We start from the raw sequence: 16,860 nt of genomic DNA, 5'->3' as shown, positions 1-16,860 counted from the left end.
CCGGCCCGGTCGGTCCAGAGAGAACCAAGACAAGGATAAGAACAATGAAGAAGTCCATTTTTGCAAGCGCATCGCTCCTCGCTCTCGCCGCGGCGGCTCCCGCATCGGCGCAAAGCGTTTCGACCCTCGACCAGACCGGGACCGGCAACGGCGCCACCGTCTCGCAGTCGGGCAGCAACAACTCCGATGTCGACCAGAACGGCACGAGCAACAGCGCGACGGTCTCCCAGACCGGCAAGGCCGCTGTCTCGGATGTCGACCAGACCGGCACGACCAACACCGCGACGAACACGCAGACATCGCTCGGGGGGCTTGCCAGCGTTGTCCAGAACGGCACGCTCAACCGGTCGACCATCACCCAGACCGACACCGCAGCGAGCGGCGCCGGCGGGGCCGTGCCGCAGGATCCGGAAGCCTTCGTCAGCCAGCAGGGCGATTCGAACCTGTCCGAAGTCTCGCAGAGCAACACCGCGGGCAGCCTCAATCTGGTCGCGAACGTGAACCAGAACAACGACGGCAACATCTCGTCGGTGACCCAGACCGCCAGCGGCGTGGGCAGCGGCGATCTCAACGCCAGCGTGCTCCAGAACAACGGCGCACAGTCGACGATCTCGCAGACGGTCAACGCGGCCGTCGCGGTGAACCAGGATGCGATCGTCGATCAGGACGGCGACAACGCCTCGACCATCAGCCAGACCTTCGGCGTCAACGGCTCGAACACCTTCTCGGCGACGGTCTTCCAGCGCGGCACGGGCAACACCTCGAACATCTCGCAGGCCGACATGGGGCCGTGGACGCCCAACCTCGATTACGGGCTGGTCGCGAACGTCACCCAGACCGGTGACGGCAACCTGTCGGACCTGACCCAGACCAACAAGCTGCAGAACGCCACGATCCTGCAGAGCGGCGACGACAACATCAGCAACGCCACCCAGACCGGCTCGACCAACACCCTGCGCCTGACCCAGTCGGGCGACGACAACCGGTCGACCGTGGCGCAAAGCTTCGGGCGGAGCACGGCCGACGTCGTGCAGGCCGGCATCGGCGCGCAATCGACGGTGACCCAGTCGGGCCGCGAGGACCGCGTGTTCGTCGACCAGCTGGTCGGATCGGACGGTTCGACCTCGAGCGTGACGCAGCACGGCGCCCCGTTCACCAACCTCAACAATCTGGCGCGGGTGACCCAGACGGGCGCCGACAACCAGTCCGGTATCATCCAGACCAACTTCCGCGGCAACGCGACGGTCATCCAGTCCGGTGCCGAGAACATGAGTGACATCAGGCAGATCGGCACGGTTCCCAGCGCCGGGAACACCGCTAACGTGACCCAGACCGGCGACGGCAACGAATCCGACCTCCTGCAGCAGGGCTCGCTCAATACGGCCGACCTGCTCCAGTCGGGCACGGACGGCATCGCCGATGTCAAGCAGACCGGCACCGGCAACGATTCCGACATCCTGCAGGGCGGCTCGCTCAACACCGCGACCGTCACGCAATCGAGCAACAACAATGTTTCGAACATCTCGCAGACCGGCACCGGCGGAACGGTGACCGTGACGCAAGGCTTCTGACGAATTTTCCGGGCGGGGGCCAAGCTTCCGCCCGGAACACCTCAACCGGGGAAAACCCCAGGTCGCACGAATAATTAATGCCCAGCCAACCCAGCCAAAAGGAATTCTGTATGAAGAATACCATCTTAGCCGGCGCCTCGCTTCTGGCCCTGGCCCTCACCGTCCCGGCGATCGCGCAGGACAACAGCAGCACCGTCATCCAGACCGGCACCACCCAGACCGCGACCGTGACGCAGGACGGCGCGAACGACGCTTCGACCGTGACCCAGTCGACCGCCGAGAACACCGCGACCGTCAACCAGACCGGGATCTTCGGCAGCGTTTCGACCGTCGACCAGTCGGGCACCGGCAACACCGCAACCGTCACGCAGGTTGACGACGGCACGCCGCAGGGCGTCGGCTTCTCGGTCCCGCCGAGCGCGACCTCGCTCGTCACCCAGTCGGGCGATGGCAACGACGCGACCGTCAGCCAGAACACCCAGACCCAGTTCGCGCCGAACATTTCGGTGGTCGACCAGTCGGGCGACAACAACATTGCCGACGTGACGCAGCTCGATGACGAGCAGTCCTCGACCGTGACCCAGACCTCGTCGGGCAACACCGCGATCGTGCTGCAGGGCGAATCGCAGATCGGCACCGATCTGACCTACAACAACAACTCGACCATCGATCAGGGCACCGGCGACGGCAACACCGCCGATGTCGCGCAGACCGGCCGCGACGGCGAAAGCGACATCGACCAGCAGGGCTCGGGCAACACCGCCTCGCTCGTCCAGTCGGGCAACGCCAACAACAGCGACATCGACCAGAGCGGCAACGATGCGATCGCGACCGTGATCCAGAGCAACACCGGGAACGATTCGGACATCGTCCAGACCGACGATGCCGGCGGTGATGCGGCGGTGACCCAGACGGGCGCGCTCAACACCTCGCTGGTCACCCAGACCTCGGTCAATTCGGTGGCCGACGTGATCCAGTCGGGCGACAACAACCAGAGCACCCTGACCCAGGGCCGCAATGCCGGCAATCCGTTCCAGACCAACGGCCAGCAGGCGCTGATCGACCAGTCGGGCAACCAGAACCGCACCACCGCCTCGCAGACCGGTACGAGCGGTGACCTCAACGTCAACCAGAGCGGCAACCGCAACGAAGCCGACGTCGTGCAGTCGGGCTTCGACAACAGTTCGGGCGACAATACCGGCCTCGTCGGGATCGACCAGTCGGGCGATGACAACGACGCCTTCGTGACCCAGTCGGGCCAGCTGTCGGAAGCCTTCATCGCGCAGTCGGGCAGCGACAACGACGCGACCATCAACCAGTCGGTCGGCAACGCGCCGAACCCCCCGGGTGGCCCCGATCCCCGCGTGGCCAATGCCAGCATCACGCAGACCGGCAACAGCAACGAAAGCACCATCGACCAGTTCGGCGGCAGCAACACCGTGTCGGCGCGCCTGATGTCGGCCACCAACGTCCAGAACGGCGATGACAACTTCAGCACCATCAGCCAGACCAACACCCTGGTGACGGCGGGCTCGTCGGGCAACAGCGCGACGGTCACGCAGGACGGCGACGACGGCTTTTCGACCGTCAGCCAGAACGGCGCGCTGAACCTGACAACGGTCTCGCAGCAGGGCGATGATGCGGTTTCGGACATCGATCAGAGCGGCAGCGGCAACAGCGCCGATCTGCTCCAGCTCGGTGACACCAGCAACTCGGACATCGACCAGACCGGCAACAACAACTCGGCCGACGTGTCCCAGCTGGGCAGCGACAGCACCAGCATCGTGTCGCAGACCGGCGACGGCTCGATCGCCATCGTCCGTCAGGGTGAAGACAACGATTCGACCATCACCCAGACCGGCAACCTCCAGCAGGCGCTGGTCGATCAGGACGGCACCGGCAACAACTCGACCGTGACGCAGTCGTCGGGCGACGGTTTCGGCTTTGTGGGTGGGGGCACCTTCACCTCCGAACTGCCGACCGCCACGACCTCGCAGGCCGTGGTGCTGCAGGGTGGCGACGACAACACCTCCACCCTTGGTCAGTCGGGCGCGTCGAACTTCGCCGTGATCGATCAGGGCGGTAACGAGAACACCTCGGATGTCAGCCAGACCGGCGACACGACCTTCGCGAGCGTCAATCAGGGTGGTGACAACAACACCTCGAACCTCGCCCAGAGCGGCTTCGGCAACAACTTCACCGTTGGTGCCGGGATCGTCCAGTCGGGTGATCGCAACATCTCCAACGTGACGCAGACCGGCACGCTGACGGATTTCAGCTTCCCGCGTGAAAACACCGTCGATGTCGATCAGTTCGGAGACGACAACGAGAGCCTCGTCAACCAGGGCGGTTCGAACAACGTGGCTGCCGCGGTCCAGTCGGGCAACGGCAACTACGCCCAGATCGATCAGGCCGGTAACCTCGACCGGGCGTTCATCGAGCAGATCGGCAGCGACAACGACTCGTTCATCGAACAGCTCGATGCGGCGGGTTCGGGCAATGATGCCAGCGCGATCCAGTCGGGTGACGACAACCTGTCGGAAATCACCCAGTCGGGCACCGGTAACGAAGCCGACCTGCTCCAGAGCGGCAACGACAACCAGTCGTTCATCACGCAGGCCGGCAGCGGCAACATCGCTGACGTGACCCAGTCGAGCAACAACAACGTCTCGACCGTCAACCAGAACGGCACCGGCAACACCGCCACCGTCACTCAGGGCGGTCTCTGAGCCCAGCCATCCCGGGCGGGAGCGATGCTCTCGCCCGGGATCCTTTTTTGAGGTATCAAGTCACGTGATGAAAGGCGTCCCGCTGCTCCGGCCGATCGGCACCGCGCTTGCCGCAGCCCTGCTTGCCGCAGGCCCGGGCCCCGCATGGGCCCAATCCGCGCCCGAACGCGGCGTGTTCATCACCCAGATCGGCGACGGCAGCGACGCCGCCGTCACCCAGCAGAATTCCGACAGCCTTGCCCGCGTGGTGCAGGACGGGAACGACAACCGCGTGGACCTCGCCCAGAAGGGCCCCGCCCCGCAGCTCGCCCGGATCGCGCAGGACGGCGACAGCAACCGCGCCGAGGCCGAACAGGACGGCATCGGAACCACCAATCTAGGCCTTGCGCAGGAAGGCGACGACAACACCGCGATGGTGCTCCAGCGCGAGAACGATCCCGGCACGCAATCGCTCGCGGCGATCCTCCAGCGCGGCAACGGCAACACCGTGGTGCTGGTGCAGGACGGCAGCGACAACCAGGCAAGCCTCACCCAGATCGGCGACGGCAACACCATGACCGCGACCCAGCTCGACAGCGGCAACCGCCTCGCCTGGACGCAGAGCGGCGACGGGCTCGCCGACCTCCAGATCACCCAGACCGGGGGAGCCAATCTCCAGGTCACCCAGAGCAACACCGGCGCGCAGTTCCTGCCGCCGCCGCCGACCCCCGGCGGGTAGGCATGGCGCGCCTGCGGATCCGGTTGACGCGACTGGTGCCGGTGCTGGCGGTGCTCGCCGCTGCGGCATCCGCGCAGGACGCGCCCCCGATCGACCGCACCGAGGCGAGCCAGATCGAGCTTCCCGCCTCCGGCCCGGGCGGCCGCGCCTATCTCGACGAGAGCGGCGCGCCCGCGGCCCCGCGTGCGAGCCTGTTCGCCGATAGCGCCGAGCGGCTCTCGCCCGCCGACAGCATCGCGCCTGCGCGCCAGATTTCCGCGCTCGGCGACAGCGGCCCCGGCATGGCGCAACTGAGCCGCGCCGATCTCGACGCCACCCTCGCCCAGCTTTCGGCGGGCGAGCGGCGGGTGCTGCTGCAGGCGATCGAGGGCACCGACATCTGCAACGATCCGCCGCGCATCCCTGCGATCATCGCCTTGTGCCAGACCCGCATCGAGACCCGCGCCGGAGACTTCGCCGCCGCACCCGAAGCGGGCCTCAGCGCCGAGGACCGGCTGCTGCGCGGCGATCTCGAGGCCACCTCGCTGCCCACGCTCGCCGCGGTGATCGACCGGCTCGGCCGCGGCGGCGCATCGGTGGGCGATCCGAGCAACCAGGCGATCGCCGCGATCGCGCTCGGCACCGGCCTGCTGCCGCCCGAGCGCAAGCCCGAAAAGGACGAGACCGGCCAGGCGCAGCTCGGCGAGGAAGCCCAGGCGCTGATCAATGCGCTCGTCAACCAGCTGGGAGGCGGACGACCATGATCGCCGCCATCGCCGCCCTGCTCGTCGGGGCCGCCGCCACGCCCGCGAACCCGGAGACCACCGCCATGCCCGACGTCGACGCCGAAAGCCCCCGCGCCCTCAGCCTCGATGTCGAGGCCAAGGGCGGCATGATCGAAGTGCGCCTCACCGGCCTGTCGCCCCGCGCGCAAGGGGTGAGCTATTCGCTCGAGGTGACCGGCACCTCGACCTCGCGCCATCGCGGCTCGACGCAGCTTGCCGCGGGCACGCAGGCGGTGCTCTCGACCATGCGCACGAGCGCGGGCGCAAACTGGTGCGTGAAGCTGGTCGCCGAGGAAGAGGGCCGCGCGCCCTACGAGGTCACGCGGGGCACCTGCGCGGCCGGTTAACGGCGGCGGATCTGGTCCATCGTCGCCGCGCCCGCGCTCCGCTCGGGCGTGCTGATCTGGTCGATGTGGACCTTGCGCGCGGCCTTGGGGCGGGTGTCCTCGCGGCCGATGTTGAACTCGTCATAGACCGGATCATAGCTGATCGGGATGCCCTGCGCCTGCAACTCGGCGAGCGAGAACCAGGCGTCGGCCGATGACGAATTGCGGATCCGCGCAAGCTCGCCCGCCGGGAGCCGGTCAGCCAGCACCTCGGCGACCGAGCCGAGCCGCACCTTGATGCCTGCGGGCGTCTGCTGGAAATCGACCTGCCCCATGCTGCGCCCGTCGACACGGGTGAGGAGGCGCGACTTGAATTCAAGATCGGCGATGCGCGGGGCAGTCGCGGCGACGGCCGGCGGCGCGGTGAGCGCAGGGGCCGACTTGGGCGCGACGGCGGCGGCTGCGGCGGGCGCGGGCTTCGCAGCGGGAGCCGGAGCCACAGCGGCGGGCGCGCGGGCAGCGGGTGCGGCGGCAGTTAGGCTGGCAGCTTTGGGCGCGGGCGCAGGGGCCGCGCGCGCCGGAGCCGGGGCGGTCGCGGGAGCAGGCAGCGCGCGGGCAGCAGCGATGCGCGCGGGCGTTACCTGATCGATCATGCCGCGCGGCGCAGGCTGCGTGGCTGCCGGGGCAAGCGTCGCGGCGCGAGCAGGCGCAGGCACGGGGGCCGCCACCGCAGCGGGGGCCGGTGCCGGGCGGCTCGCAGGCTGCACGGCAGGCACCGCGCCGGTTCCGGCGGGGGCGCGCAGGGCCGTGCGCTCTTCGGGCAGCAGATTGGCGAAGGCCATCGCATCGGCCTCGGCCGCAGCGGGCTTCGAGGGCGCTTCGGGCAGCTCGACGGCCATCGGAGCAGCCGACGGCGCGGCGGCCAGCGCGGGCGCGGCCTGCGGAACGGCGGCGGCAGCGGGCTGCGGGTCGATCGCGGGCGCGCTCGCGGCAGGCGGCGCGGGCGTGGCAACCGGCTCGGCGAAGGCCTGCACGAAAGCCGCATGGCTGGACGCGCTATCAGCCGTCTTGCCGACAGGCGCAGCGGCGGGCCGTGCTGCCTGCACCCGCGCGCGCGCCACGTGGCCGGTGTCGGTGCCGAGGTCGATGATCGGGGCGTAGCGCACGCCGGCGAGCTTGGCGTGGGTCGGCGCGGCGCTGCTCGTCAGGCGCTGCACCTTGCCGGGATCGGGCTTGGCGGCAGGCTCGGGCGGATCGGCAGGCTGAGGACCCCGCCCCATGTCGCCCGCGCCGACCGAGAATTCGGGCATGGCGAGCGCGGCGGCGACGATCACCCCGCCCGGCAGCACGCGCGTCAGCATCCGCCGCGCAGCAGCACGCGGACGCACGGCGCTGCCGTCAGCCGGTTTATCGGAAGGATCGCTGCCCTGTGTCACATAGCCCCCAAGAGCCCACCGTATCTTACGCCGCGCCGATTCGGCCAAGCACAATCGCCGGATTTGCGTCATTCCGGCACGATGTTCCGCGCCTGTTCCGGCAAATGCGCCAGACCCGGCGGGGCGCGCCGACAATTGTCCTATATTTGCCCTTCCCCCGAATCGCCCCCGCGCCTATCCGGGCCGGCTCGCCTGACCGCGGGCAACCGAACCGACGACATGACACAGGCGAACACTCTCGAGACGCCCGGCTGGGGGCAGGAAATCCGCGCGACGCTGGCGCTGGCGGTGCCGCTTGCCGCGACCAATCTGCTCCAGATGCTGATCCACGCGGTCGACGTGATCTTCATCGCGCGATTGGGCGACACGCCGCTCGCCGCATCGAGCCTCGGGATCGCGATCTTCGGCCTGACCCTGTGGGCGATGACCGGGCTGATCGGCGCCTGCGCCCCGCTGATCTCGGCAGAGCGCGGGCGAAAGCTGCACTCGGTGCGCGACATCCGCCGCACGGTGCGCATGGGGATGTGGGTCTCGGTCGCTTTCGGCCTCGTCGGCATGGGCATCGCCTTTGCGGGCGAGCCGCTGCTGCTGGCAAGCGGGCAGGAGCCCGCGATTGCCGCCATCGCGGGCGATTTCCTGTTCGTGATCGCCTTCGCCATGATCCCGATGATCCTTGCCGGCGTGTTCCGCATCTTCGTCGCCGCGCTGGGCAAGCCTGGCTATGCGACCGCGATCACGCTGCTGGCGCTGGGGACCAATATCCTCGGCAACTGGGCGCTGGTATTCGGGCACCTCGGCCTGCCGGCCTTGGGCCTGACCGGCTCGGCGCTGTCGAGCGTCGTCACCGCGCTCGCGATGCTGGCGGCCTATGTGTTCGTCATCGGGCGCGACCGGGTGCTGCGGCGCTACCGCATCTTCGGGCGCTGGTGGCGGCCGGAATGGACGCGGCTGAAAGAGATCATGGTGATCGGCACGCCGATTGCGCTGACCGTGCTGGCCGAGGCCGGGCTGTTCAGCGGCGCGGCGCTGCTGATGGGCCGCTTCGGCGAGACCGAGCTTGCCGCGCACACCCTCGCGCTGAACCTCGCCGCGCTCGCCTTCCAGATCCCTTTCGGCACGGCGCAGGCGGCGACCATCCGCGTCGGCTTCCACCACGGGGCGGGCGACCGCTTGGAGGCGGGGCGCGCGGGGTGGGTGGCGATCGTGATCGGGACGGGGTTCATGTGCACCACCGCGCTCGCGATGATGCTGGTGCCGACGCTGCTGCTGCGGGTCTATGTCGATCCCGATGCCGCCGCCAACGCCGCGCTGGTCGGCTTTGCGGTGCAATATCTGACGCTCGCGGCGATCTTCCAGCTGGCAGACGGCGTGCAGGCGGTGGGCGCGGGCGCGCTACGGGGCTTGCAGGACACCCGCGTGCCGATGTGGATCGCGATCTTCAGCTACTGGGTGCCCGGCTTCGGCATGGCGATCTGGCTCGGCTTCTTCACCCCGCTCGAGGGGACGGGGGTGTGGATCGGGCTCGCCACGGGCCTGTTCTTCGCCGCCGCGCTGCTGCTGTGGCGCTGGGCGCGGCGCGACGGGCTGGGGCTGACGGACTACGCGCCCAGCCCCCTCCCCGCCTAACGCGCTGGCGCAGCGACGCCGGTCGCGATGTGCATTCCGAGTTCGTCGAACTTCAGCTTCACGCCCTCGTTCAGCGCCCATGTCAGCGCGAGGAGATCGCCCGCGTTGCACCACACGCGCATCCCCACCCGCACCGCATTGTCGCCAAGCGAGGCGACGAAGGCGACCGGCGCGGGCTCGGCCAGCACGCGCGGATCGGCATGCGCCAGCTCCAGCATCGCCGCCTTGGCCGCCGTCAGATCATCCTCGTAGGCGAGCGGCACCACCAGCTCGAACCGCCGCGTGGGCATGCGCGAGGCGTTGACCACGGCCTTGTTCCAGAGCTCGTTGTTGGGGACCATGACATATTGCCCGTCCAATTGGAGCAGCTCGGTGGTGAACAACCCGATCCCCTGCACCGTGCCCGACACCGTCCCGGCGGTGATGAACTCGCCCACGCGGAAGGGCCGCTGGATCAGGATCATGACGCCCGCTGCCACGTTCGACAGCGTGCCCTGAAGCGCGAGGCCCACCGCCAGCGCAAGTCCGCCCAGCGCGGCGATGATGCTCGTCGTCTGCACCCCGAACTGGGTCAGCACCGTCACGGCCACCACCACCCACAGCGCATACTTGATGATGTTGCTGAGGAACTTGGCGACCGTCGGCTCGATATGGGTCGCTCTCATCAGCGCGCGGTCGGCCCAGCGCGAGAGCAGCCGGGCGAGCAGGATCCCCGCCAGCGTCACCGCGATCGCGCCGGTCAGGAAAGCGAGGTTGACCTTGAGCCACAGCCACGCCTCGTGCGCGACGTTGATCTCGTCGTTGAGGCCGGCAAGCTTGGGGGGCAGTTTGGGGGCAGTCATGGCCCGACGCGATAACCGAGCACGCCCGCGCTGACCACCCCGGCCCCGAAATCTGCGGTCGGGTCAAATTTTTTGCATGGGCAGGGGTTGATTCATTCGGGCCCCGCGACCAAATGCCGCCTCGTTGGCACTCTCACAGGGAGAGTGCCAAGCAACCCCTATCTTTTCAGGAAAGGTCATACACATGGCATTTCGTCCGCTGCACGACCGCGTGGTGGTCCGTCGCATTGAAGCCGACACCAAGACTGCCGGCGGCATCATCATCCCCGACAGCGCCCAGGAAAAGCCGAGCGAAGGCGAAGTCATCGCCGTCGGCGAAGGCAACCGCGACGATAGCGGCAACCGCATCGCGCTCGACGTGAAGGCGGGCGACCGCGTGCTGTTCGGCAAGTGGTCGGGCACCGAAGTCAAGATCAACGGCGAAGACCTGCTGATCATGAAGGAAAGCGACATCATGGGGATCGTCGGCTAAGGCCTGCGCCCTTTATCCCTTTCTAAACACAACCAAATCTCAGGAGAAACGAAATGGCTGCCAAGGACGTGAAGTTCGGCCGCGAAGCCCGTGAAGGCATTCTGCGCGGCGTCGATATCCTCGCCAACGCCGTCAAGGTGACGCTGGGCCCCAAGGGCCGCAACGTCGTCATCGACAAGAGCTTCGGCGCGCCGCGCATCACCAAGGACGGTGTGAGCGTCGCCAAGGAAATCGAGCTCAAGGACAAGTACGAGAACATGGGCGCGCAGATGCTGCGCGAAGTGGCCTCGAAGGCGAATGATGCTGCCGGTGACGGCACCACCACCGCCACCGTGCTCGCCCAGGCGATCGTGACCGAGGGCATGAAGTCGGTCGCGGCCGGCATGAACCCGATGGACCTGAAGCGCGGCATCGATCAGGCCGTGATCGCGGTCGTCGAAAACCTCAAGTCGCGTTCGAAGGACGTGTCGGACAGCAGCGAAATCGCGCAGGTCGGCATCATCTCCGCCAACGGCGACCGTGAAGTCGGCGAGAAGATCGCCGAAGCCATGGAGAAGGTCGGCAAGGAAGGCGTGATCACCGTCGAGGAAGCCAAGGGCCTCGAATTCGAGCTCGATGTCGTCGAAGGCATGCAGTTCGACCGCGGCTACCTGTCGCCCTACTTCATCACCAACCCCGACAAGATGACCGTGGAACTGGATAACCCCTACATCCTGATCCACGAGAAGAAGCTGTCGAACCTGCAGTCGATGCTGCCGATCCTCGAGGCCGTGGTGCAGTCGGGCCGTCCGCTGCTGATCATCGCCGAGGACATCGAAGGCGAAGCGCTGGCGACCCTCGTGGTCAACAAGCTGCGCGGCGGCCTGAAGGTCGCGGCGGTCAAGGCTCCGGGCTTCGGCGATCGTCGCAAGGCGATGCTGCAGGACATCGCGATCCTGACCAAGGGCGAGATGATCAGCGAAGACCTCGGCATCAAGCTCGAGAACGTCACCGTCGGCATGCTCGGCCAGGCCAAGAAGGTCTCGATCGACAAGGACAACACCACCATCGTCGACGGCGCCGGTTCGGCTGACGACATCAAGGCGCGTGTCGCCGAGATCCGCACCCAGATCGACAACACCTCGTCCGATTACGACCGCGAGAAGCTCCAGGAGCGTCTGGCGAAGCTCGCGGGCGGTGTGGCCGTGATCAAGGTCGGCGGTGCGACCGAAGTCGAAGTGAAGGAGCGCAAGGACCGCGTCGACGACGCCCTTCACGCGACCCGCGCTGCGGTTGAGGAAGGCATCGTTCCGGGTGGCGGCACGGCGCTGCTCTACGCCACCAAGGCTCTCGAAGGCCTGAAGGGCGCGAACGAAGACCAGACCCGCGGCATCGACATCATCCGCAAGGCGATCACCGCCCCGATCAAGCAGATCGCCCAGAACGCCGGCCATGATGGCGCGGTCGTTGCGGGCAACCTGCTGCGCGAGAATGATGAGACCCAGGGCTTCAACGCCGCGACCGACACCTACGAGAACCTGGTGAAGGCCGGCGTGATCGACCCGACCAAGGTCGTTCGCACCGCGCTGCAGGATGCGGCCTCGGTCGCCGGCCTGCTGATCACCACCGAAGCGGCGATCGTCGAGCGTCCGGACGACAAGCCGGCCGCCCCCGCGATGCCCGACATGGGCGGGATGGGGTTCTGACCTAAGGCGGGCGGGCCAGCGCAAGCTGACCCGTCCACGCCGCAGGCCGGCCAGCGGGGCGCCCGCGCCCCGTCTGACGACTCCGGCTTTGCCGGAGTCGGCCAAGCCAGACACAAGAAAACCCCGGCGGAGCGATCCGCCGGGGTTTTTCTTTGCCACCACCGCCTTCCCCCCATTTACGCGTTAGTGAATTTTCCGCGCCATAGCAGCAGTATGGACGGTCTGCGCATCTCCCACGACACCTCGGCCTACGAGGTCCCCGCCGCGCTCGATGGCAGGGGGCGGCTGACGGCGGCTTGCGTCGCGCGGGCGCTGGCGATGATGGACCGGCACGGGCTGGTGCTGCTGACCGGGCTCTTGTCCGATGCCGAGGCCGATGCGGGGCTCAAGCTGATGCGCCAGACCATCGCCGATCCCGACCGCGCCCGCAGCGCCTTCGCCAGCGAGACCGACAACCACTACGTGCGCCGCGATTTCTGCTCGCTGCCATCGAGCCCAGAGGTCACGGGCTTTGCCGCGATGCTCGCGCAGCGGCTTCAGGGCGTGATCGGGGAATATTGCGGCGCCACGCGCCCGGTGCTCGAGATCGCGACCTTCACCAGCTATTTCGGCTCCTCGCACCAGTATATCCACCGCGATCCGATGGGCGTGATCAGCCTGTTCGCCGCGGTCGAGGATGTTGCGCCCGAACAAGGGGGCACGGTGTTCGTGCCGGGGACGCATCAATATGGCGGGGCGGAATATGCGCATGGCGGCGCGGCCTATGCGCTGATGGAGCTGTTCCGGCGGCGCGCCAATGCGCGAATCTTCCGGCACAACCTCGCGAAGCTGTGGCGGATGCGCCGCTCGCCCAAGGCGGGGCTGGCACCGGGCGAATTCCGCGACCGGGTGTTCTCGGCGAAGTGGGACCAGCACCAGCCCAACCTGCTGCGCTTCCTCACGGGCAAGAACTCGCAATTCAGCCTGCGCCACCTCGGCCCGAAGACGCTGTGGCAACTGTGGCGGCGCCGGGCGGAGCTCGATGCGCTGTTCCATCCGGTTCAGGCCGCCCCGCGCAAGGGCACGGTGATCCTCTACCGCAGCGACCTGCTCCACGCGGGGCCCGACAACCGCACCCCCCGCCCGCGCCGGTTCTTCGGGATGAGCATCGCGCGCGACATGATCGCGCCCAAATACTGGCACGACGGCTATTCGCCGCACCCTTCGCTGGTGGAGCACCCGCTCACTTTCGGCGATCTCTTGGCCGAGGTGCCGCTCGATCTGCCCGAGAGCAGGCGGGCGGCAGCCCGCTAAGCTCTCAGCACACCCGCACGCCGCGCCCGGGGGCCGCCGGCTTGCCCAGCACGTCGCCCTGCGCAAACCGCACGCCCAGTTCGCGCAGCGCCTGCAGGTCCTCGCGCGTCTCCACCCCTTGCGCGATCAGCGTCACGCCGGTGTCGGCGGCGAATTGCACCAGCGCCTTGACCAGCGCGCGGCGCGATGCGTCGGCGGCGACCCCGGCGAGGAATTCGGGCGCGATCTTGACGATGTCGGGGCCGAGATCGACCAGCGCCTGAAGCCCGGCAAAGCCCACGCCTTCGGAACTCACCGCCACCCAGGCGCGCTCCTTGAGCACCCGGATCGCCTCCTTGATCGCGGCCTGATCCCGCGCGGTGTCCTGCTGGTTCAGCTCGATCACCAGCCGCGAGGCGAGGCCTTCGGGGATGATGTGGCCAAGCGCGGGGCTCGCCAGCGTCTCGGGCGAGACGTTGATGGCGATGAAGCGTTCGGGGTGTTCGGGATCGAGCGTGGCGAGGGCCTTGCGCGCAATGTGCAGTTCGAGCTCGAGCGTGCGGCCCGCGGCGCGTGCCTGATCGAGCAGCTCCCTGGCCGAAACCTCGGGGTCGGCCTTGTGGCGCATGAAGCATTCGTGGCCGATCAGGTGCCAGTCGGTGAGGTCGTAGATCGGCTGGTGGATCACGGTCAGCGCATCGTCGACGATCAGCCGCGCGATCTGCGCCGCGGCATCCTCGCCGCGCTCCTCGAGCTCGATGCGGCTCTCGATCTGGTCGCTGACGATCGCCGCGACCGAGCGGATCATCTGCATGTCGCGCTCGGATACGTCGGGGCGCGGGCGGTAGCTGAAGCAGCACAGGCTGCCGTGCACCTGCCCGTTGCGGCGGCGCATCGGCACGCTGAAGTGCGAGCGGACGTTGGCGGCGTCGGTGATGGGGAGGCAGGCGGCGGCCTCGTAGTGGCTGGTGTCGGTGACGCGCTCGGGCAGCTTGCCCTGGATCACCAGCCAGCACAGCGAGTTCTCGTTGGGGTTCAAATCACCCGAGGCGAGCGGCGCAACCCCGCGCGCGGCGACATGGGTGAAGATGCGGTGGGTGCCGCCGATCTGGCGCGAGACGAAGGCGACATCCATGTCGAGATGCGCGCGCAGCGCCTCGATCATGTCGCCGATCTCCTGACGCGCGTCGGTGGCCGAGCCCGAACCGGCGGCGGGAGGAATCGGCGGGAAGAGGAGATTGGTGATGCTGGTCATGCCAAGCCCCATGCACCGGCCGCTCCCAAACCGCCGGTAAGCGCCGCCTGCGCAGAGAGCCGGGGGGTCAGCGCGGCAAAGGCTTAAGCATGTTTCTGCGGCCGTGCGGCCTACTGCGTGATGAAGTCGGCGATGGCCGCGGCCACGCCCTTGCCGAGCGGCAGGGCGGGGTCGCGATAGGCGGCGAGGTTGGCCGCAGTGCCCTCGGCCACATCCTTCAGAACGTGGTTCACCTCGGGCAGCACCACCAGCTTCGCGGCAGGGTTGGCCGCCGCCATGCGCTCGGCATCGGCGACGGGGACCTGAATGTCCCTGCCCCCCTGCACGATCAGCAGCGGCAGCTTGGTCGCCGCTGCGAGGGCGGCGGGGTCGTAGGAGAAGGCGCTGATCAGGAAGCCCTGCACTTCCCGAGCGAACAGTCCCCGGAGCGGCACGGGCAGGTTGTCGACGTTCACGTAATGACCCGAAGCCAGAATATCGACCGCGTTGTCGGCGGGCACGACCAGGGTCACGTTGGCGGGGTTGGCGCGGATCTGGCTCTTGATCACATCGCCCAGCGGTCGCCCCGGCGCGGCGACCAGCACCACGCCGCACAGGCCCTCGAGCTCCTGCGCGGCGGCGAGTGCGACCAGCCCGCCTTCGGAGTGCCCGATCAGCCAGACGCATTGCGCGCCGGTCGCCTTGCGGGTCGCGGCGACCCAGGCGGCGGTGTCGGCGACGTAGTCGGGGATGGTGACGGCGTTAGGGTTGGCCGCAGCGCTGCTCGCGAACATCCCGCGCTTGTCGATCCGCACCGTCGCGATCCCGCGCTCCAGCAGCGCCTCGGCGAGCAGGCGGTAGGATGCGGCGGTAACGCCCAGCGGATTGTTGCCGTCCCGGTCGGTCGGGCCCGAGCCGGGAATGATGAGCGCGACCGGCCCCTCTCCGCCCTCGCTCGCCCTCAGCAGCGTGCCCGAGAGCGGCGCGAGCGGGCCGGGGGCTTCGATGGGCTCACCGGCAGGCGCCTCGGCCCTGAGCGGGGAAACGTGCGGGGCGGCGAGCAGCGCGGCGGCGGCGGCCATCAGGGCGGTGCGGATCATCGGGTATCTCCTCGGGCTCACTGCGCCGTCCGGCTGCGCCACAGCCACCAGCTGTAGACGATCGGCACCACGCTCGCCGCGATGATCGGCGCGACCATCGCGGGCAGCCGCCATGCCGGCGCGAGCGGCAGGAAAGCCGCGACCACCATCGCCGCTCCCGCCGCCATCATCAGCTTGCCGCCCAGCCGGTGCGTGGCGATCCAGTTGTCGGTGTCGCTCAGCGTCCACGGCGTGCGGATGCCGACGAAGAAGCTCGGGCGCGATTTGGGAAGAGCATTGCCGATCATCAGGAACATGACCCCCATCCCCGCCAGCAGCAGATCGACGCCGATGTCCCAGCCCAAGGCGGGCGCGGCGATCATCGCCTGCACATAGACCATCAGCCCCATCACCCCGATCCACGAGGCGCGCAGCACCGGAGCCGAGGCATCGAGCCGGTCCTGCAAGGGCTCCATCCGGGGGATCGCGGCCATGATCAGCCCGACCACGAGCGACATCCCCGCGGGCCACAGCAGCGCCGGCAGCGCGGGCTGGAAGCCGTCTGCCTCGCCCGAAGCGTTCCAGTGGACGGCAAGCTCGGTGCCCGGCGCGAGCCGCGCGGCGACCCACGCGCCGAACCCCGCCATCGCGGCAGCGAGCAGCAGATTGACGATCAAGAGCCCGCGCATCTTCATGTCGTTTCTCCCTGTCCGGGTGCCATTCGCGCGGCCGCGCCGCTCCCGATTCCCACGCGCCCCATGAACCCGAGCAGCGCTTCTTCCAGCGTCGACAAGTTCAAGGTGTAGATGATCGACCCGCCCCGGTTCTCGCCCCGGATCAGCCCGGCCGCCTTCAGCTTGGCGAAGTGGCCCGACATGGTCGGCTTGGAGACCGGAAAGCGATCCGCCAGCTCGCCCGCGCTCATCCCGCCCTGCTTGAGCAGTTCGAGCACCTCGCGGCGGATCGGATGGGCAAGGGCGTCGAAGATCTCTGACATAGCCATTTAGCTAAATGACGAAATGGCGCGTGTCAAGCCACCGCTCGCCCGTGGTTTTTCATTGCCTTGGCCGTGCGCGCGGGCAAAGATGCGGCATCAGCGAACGGGG

Annotated in this window: 15 protein-coding genes; 9 read left to right on the top strand and 6 right to left on the bottom strand. The window is 68.3% G+C overall.

The genetic code is table 11. The features are described from left to right. The first annotated feature begins 44 nt into the window (after positions 1 to 44). The 5 genes from PFX90_RS12295 (at position 45) to csgH (ending at position 6,129) form a co-directional block, all read left to right on the top strand. Complete coding sequence (locus PFX90_RS12295; RefSeq protein WP_285712783.1) at positions 45 to 1,571, top strand: beta strand repeat-containing protein; 1,527 nt, start codon at positions 45 to 47, stop codon at positions 1,569 to 1,571. Positions 1,572 to 1,681: 110 nt separating this feature from the next. Beyond that, positions 1,682 to 4,300, top strand: a complete 2,619-nt coding sequence (locus PFX90_RS12290) for a beta strand repeat-containing protein (RefSeq protein ID WP_285712782.1) — start codon at positions 1,682 to 1,684, stop codon at positions 4,298 to 4,300. A 67-nt stretch (positions 4,301 to 4,367) separates the two neighbouring features. After that, entirely contained in the window at positions 4,368 to 5,018 is a 651-nt protein-coding gene (locus PFX90_RS12285) for a hypothetical protein (RefSeq protein WP_285712781.1), read from the top strand. Between the two features lie 2 nt (positions 5,019 to 5,020). Beyond that, positions 5,021 to 5,761, top strand: a complete 741-nt coding sequence (locus tag PFX90_RS12280) for a hypothetical protein (protein WP_285712779.1) — start codon at positions 5,021 to 5,023, stop codon at positions 5,759 to 5,761. Further along, the gene (csgH, locus tag PFX90_RS12275; RefSeq protein ID WP_285712778.1) at positions 5,758 to 6,129 is read left to right on the top strand and encodes a curli-like amyloid fiber formation chaperone CsgH; all 372 of its coding nucleotides are present in this window, start codon (positions 5,758 to 5,760) and stop codon (positions 6,127 to 6,129) included. The genes PFX90_RS12280 and csgH overlap by 4 nt, the downstream gene beginning before the upstream one ends. On the opposite strand, the gene PFX90_RS12270 is transcribed toward csgH, so the two are convergent. Beyond that, positions 6,126 to 7,544 carry a hypothetical protein gene (locus PFX90_RS12270; protein ID WP_285712776.1) on the bottom strand — a complete coding sequence of 473 codons (1,419 nt, stop codon included), beginning with the start codon at positions 7,542 to 7,544 and terminating at the stop codon, positions 6,126 to 6,128. The two genes, csgH and PFX90_RS12270, sit on opposite strands and share 4 nt — an antisense overlap. Before the next feature lie 219 nt (positions 7,545 to 7,763). Between PFX90_RS12270 and PFX90_RS12265 the strand changes: the two genes are divergently transcribed. Then, positions 7,764 to 9,170, top strand: a complete 1,407-nt coding sequence (locus PFX90_RS12265) for an MATE family efflux transporter (protein WP_285712775.1) — start codon at positions 7,764 to 7,766, stop codon at positions 9,168 to 9,170. Here PFX90_RS12265 and PFX90_RS12260 read toward each other — a convergent pair. Beyond that, a complete protein-coding gene (locus tag PFX90_RS12260) occupies positions 9,167 to 10,012 on the bottom strand; it encodes a mechanosensitive ion channel family protein (protein WP_285712774.1) in 846 nt (281 codons plus the stop codon). The two genes, PFX90_RS12265 and PFX90_RS12260, sit on opposite strands and share 4 nt — an antisense overlap. A 184-nt stretch (positions 10,013 to 10,196) precedes the next feature. On the opposite strand from PFX90_RS12260, the gene groES reads away from it, so the two are divergent. The 3 genes from groES (at position 10,197) to PFX90_RS12245 (ending at position 13,462) form a co-directional block, all read left to right on the top strand. Continuing rightward, positions 10,197 to 10,484: a co-chaperone GroES gene (groES, locus tag PFX90_RS12255; protein ID WP_066527392.1), complete on the top strand. Its 288-nt coding sequence runs from the start codon at positions 10,197 to 10,199 to the stop codon at positions 10,482 to 10,484. 53 nt (positions 10,485 to 10,537) lie between these two features. Beyond that, complete coding sequence (gene groL, locus PFX90_RS12250) at positions 10,538 to 12,169, top strand: chaperonin GroEL (protein WP_285712771.1); 1,632 nt, start codon at positions 10,538 to 10,540, stop codon at positions 12,167 to 12,169. A gap of 213 nt (positions 12,170 to 12,382) precedes the next feature. Continuing rightward, complete coding sequence (locus tag PFX90_RS12245) at positions 12,383 to 13,462, top strand: phytanoyl-CoA dioxygenase family protein (RefSeq protein ID WP_285712770.1); 1,080 nt, start codon at positions 12,383 to 12,385, stop codon at positions 13,460 to 13,462. Between the two features lie 4 nt (positions 13,463 to 13,466). On the opposite strand, the gene PFX90_RS12240 is transcribed toward PFX90_RS12245, so the two are convergent. The 4 genes from PFX90_RS12240 to PFX90_RS12225 all read right to left on the bottom strand — a co-directional run bounded on the left by PFX90_RS12240 (position 13,467) and on the right by PFX90_RS12225 (position 16,751). Next, entirely contained in the window at positions 13,467 to 14,696 is a 1,230-nt protein-coding gene (locus PFX90_RS12240) for an EAL domain-containing protein (protein WP_285712769.1), read from the bottom strand. 110 nt (positions 14,697 to 14,806) lie between these two features. Next, positions 14,807 to 15,775, bottom strand: a complete 969-nt coding sequence (locus PFX90_RS12235; RefSeq protein WP_285712768.1) for an alpha/beta hydrolase — start codon at positions 15,773 to 15,775, stop codon at positions 14,807 to 14,809. A 17-nt stretch (positions 15,776 to 15,792) separates the two neighbouring features. Continuing rightward, on the bottom strand, positions 15,793 to 16,449 hold the full coding sequence (locus tag PFX90_RS12230; protein WP_285712767.1) for an SdpI family protein: 657 nt from the start codon (positions 16,447 to 16,449) through the stop codon (positions 15,793 to 15,795). Beyond that, complete coding sequence (locus tag PFX90_RS12225) at positions 16,446 to 16,751, bottom strand: metalloregulator ArsR/SmtB family transcription factor (RefSeq protein WP_285712765.1); 306 nt, start codon at positions 16,749 to 16,751, stop codon at positions 16,446 to 16,448. Before PFX90_RS12225 ends, PFX90_RS12230 begins: the two co-directional genes overlap by 4 nt. Between the last annotated feature and the right edge of the window lie 109 nt (positions 16,752 to 16,860).

It is taken from the genome of Erythrobacter oryzae, assembly GCF_030271515.1.
GTDB lineage: Bacteria > Pseudomonadota > Alphaproteobacteria > Sphingomonadales > Sphingomonadaceae > Erythrobacter > Erythrobacter oryzae.
Note: the sequence above shows the minus strand (reverse complement) of the source record. Positions and strands in the feature narration are given on the sequence as shown.

Bases quoted from the DNA above. Each gene is read 5' to 3' on its own strand.
- PFX90_RS12295 (WP_285712783.1), top strand. From the start codon at position 45: ATGAAGAAGTCCATTTTTGCAAGCGCATCGCTCCTCGCTCTCGCCGCG.
- PFX90_RS12290 (WP_285712782.1), top strand. From the start codon at position 1,682: ATGAAGAATACCATCTTAGCCGGCGCCTCGCTTCTGGCCCTGGCCCTC.
- PFX90_RS12285 (WP_285712781.1), top strand. From the start codon at position 4,368: ATGAAAGGCGTCCCGCTGCTCCGGCCGATCGGCACCGCGCTTGCCGCA.
- PFX90_RS12280 (WP_285712779.1), top strand. From the start codon at position 5,021: ATGGCGCGCCTGCGGATCCGGTTGACGCGACTGGTGCCGGTGCTGGCG.
- csgH (WP_285712778.1), top strand. From the start codon at position 5,758: ATGATCGCCGCCATCGCCGCCCTGCTCGTCGGGGCCGCCGCCACGCCC.
- PFX90_RS12265 (WP_285712775.1), top strand. From the start codon at position 7,764: ATGACACAGGCGAACACTCTCGAGACGCCCGGCTGGGGGCAGGAAATC.
- PFX90_RS12260 (WP_285712774.1), bottom strand. From the start codon at position 10,012: ATGACTGCCCCCAAACTGCCCCCCAAGCTTGCCGGCCTCAACGACGAG.
- groES (WP_066527392.1), top strand. From the start codon at position 10,197: ATGGCATTTCGTCCGCTGCACGACCGCGTGGTGGTCCGTCGCATTGAA.
- groL (WP_285712771.1), top strand. From the start codon at position 10,538: ATGGCTGCCAAGGACGTGAAGTTCGGCCGCGAAGCCCGTGAAGGCATT.
- PFX90_RS12245 (WP_285712770.1), top strand. From the start codon at position 12,383: ATGGACGGTCTGCGCATCTCCCACGACACCTCGGCCTACGAGGTCCCC.
- PFX90_RS12240 (WP_285712769.1), bottom strand. From the start codon at position 14,696: ATGACCAGCATCACCAATCTCCTCTTCCCGCCGATTCCTCCCGCCGCC.
- PFX90_RS12235 (WP_285712768.1), bottom strand. From the start codon at position 15,775: ATGATCCGCACCGCCCTGATGGCCGCCGCCGCCGCGCTGCTCGCCGCC.
- PFX90_RS12230 (WP_285712767.1), bottom strand. From the start codon at position 16,449: ATGAAGATGCGCGGGCTCTTGATCGTCAATCTGCTGCTCGCTGCCGCG.
- PFX90_RS12225 (WP_285712765.1), bottom strand. From the start codon at position 16,751: ATGTCAGAGATCTTCGACGCCCTTGCCCATCCGATCCGCCGCGAGGTG.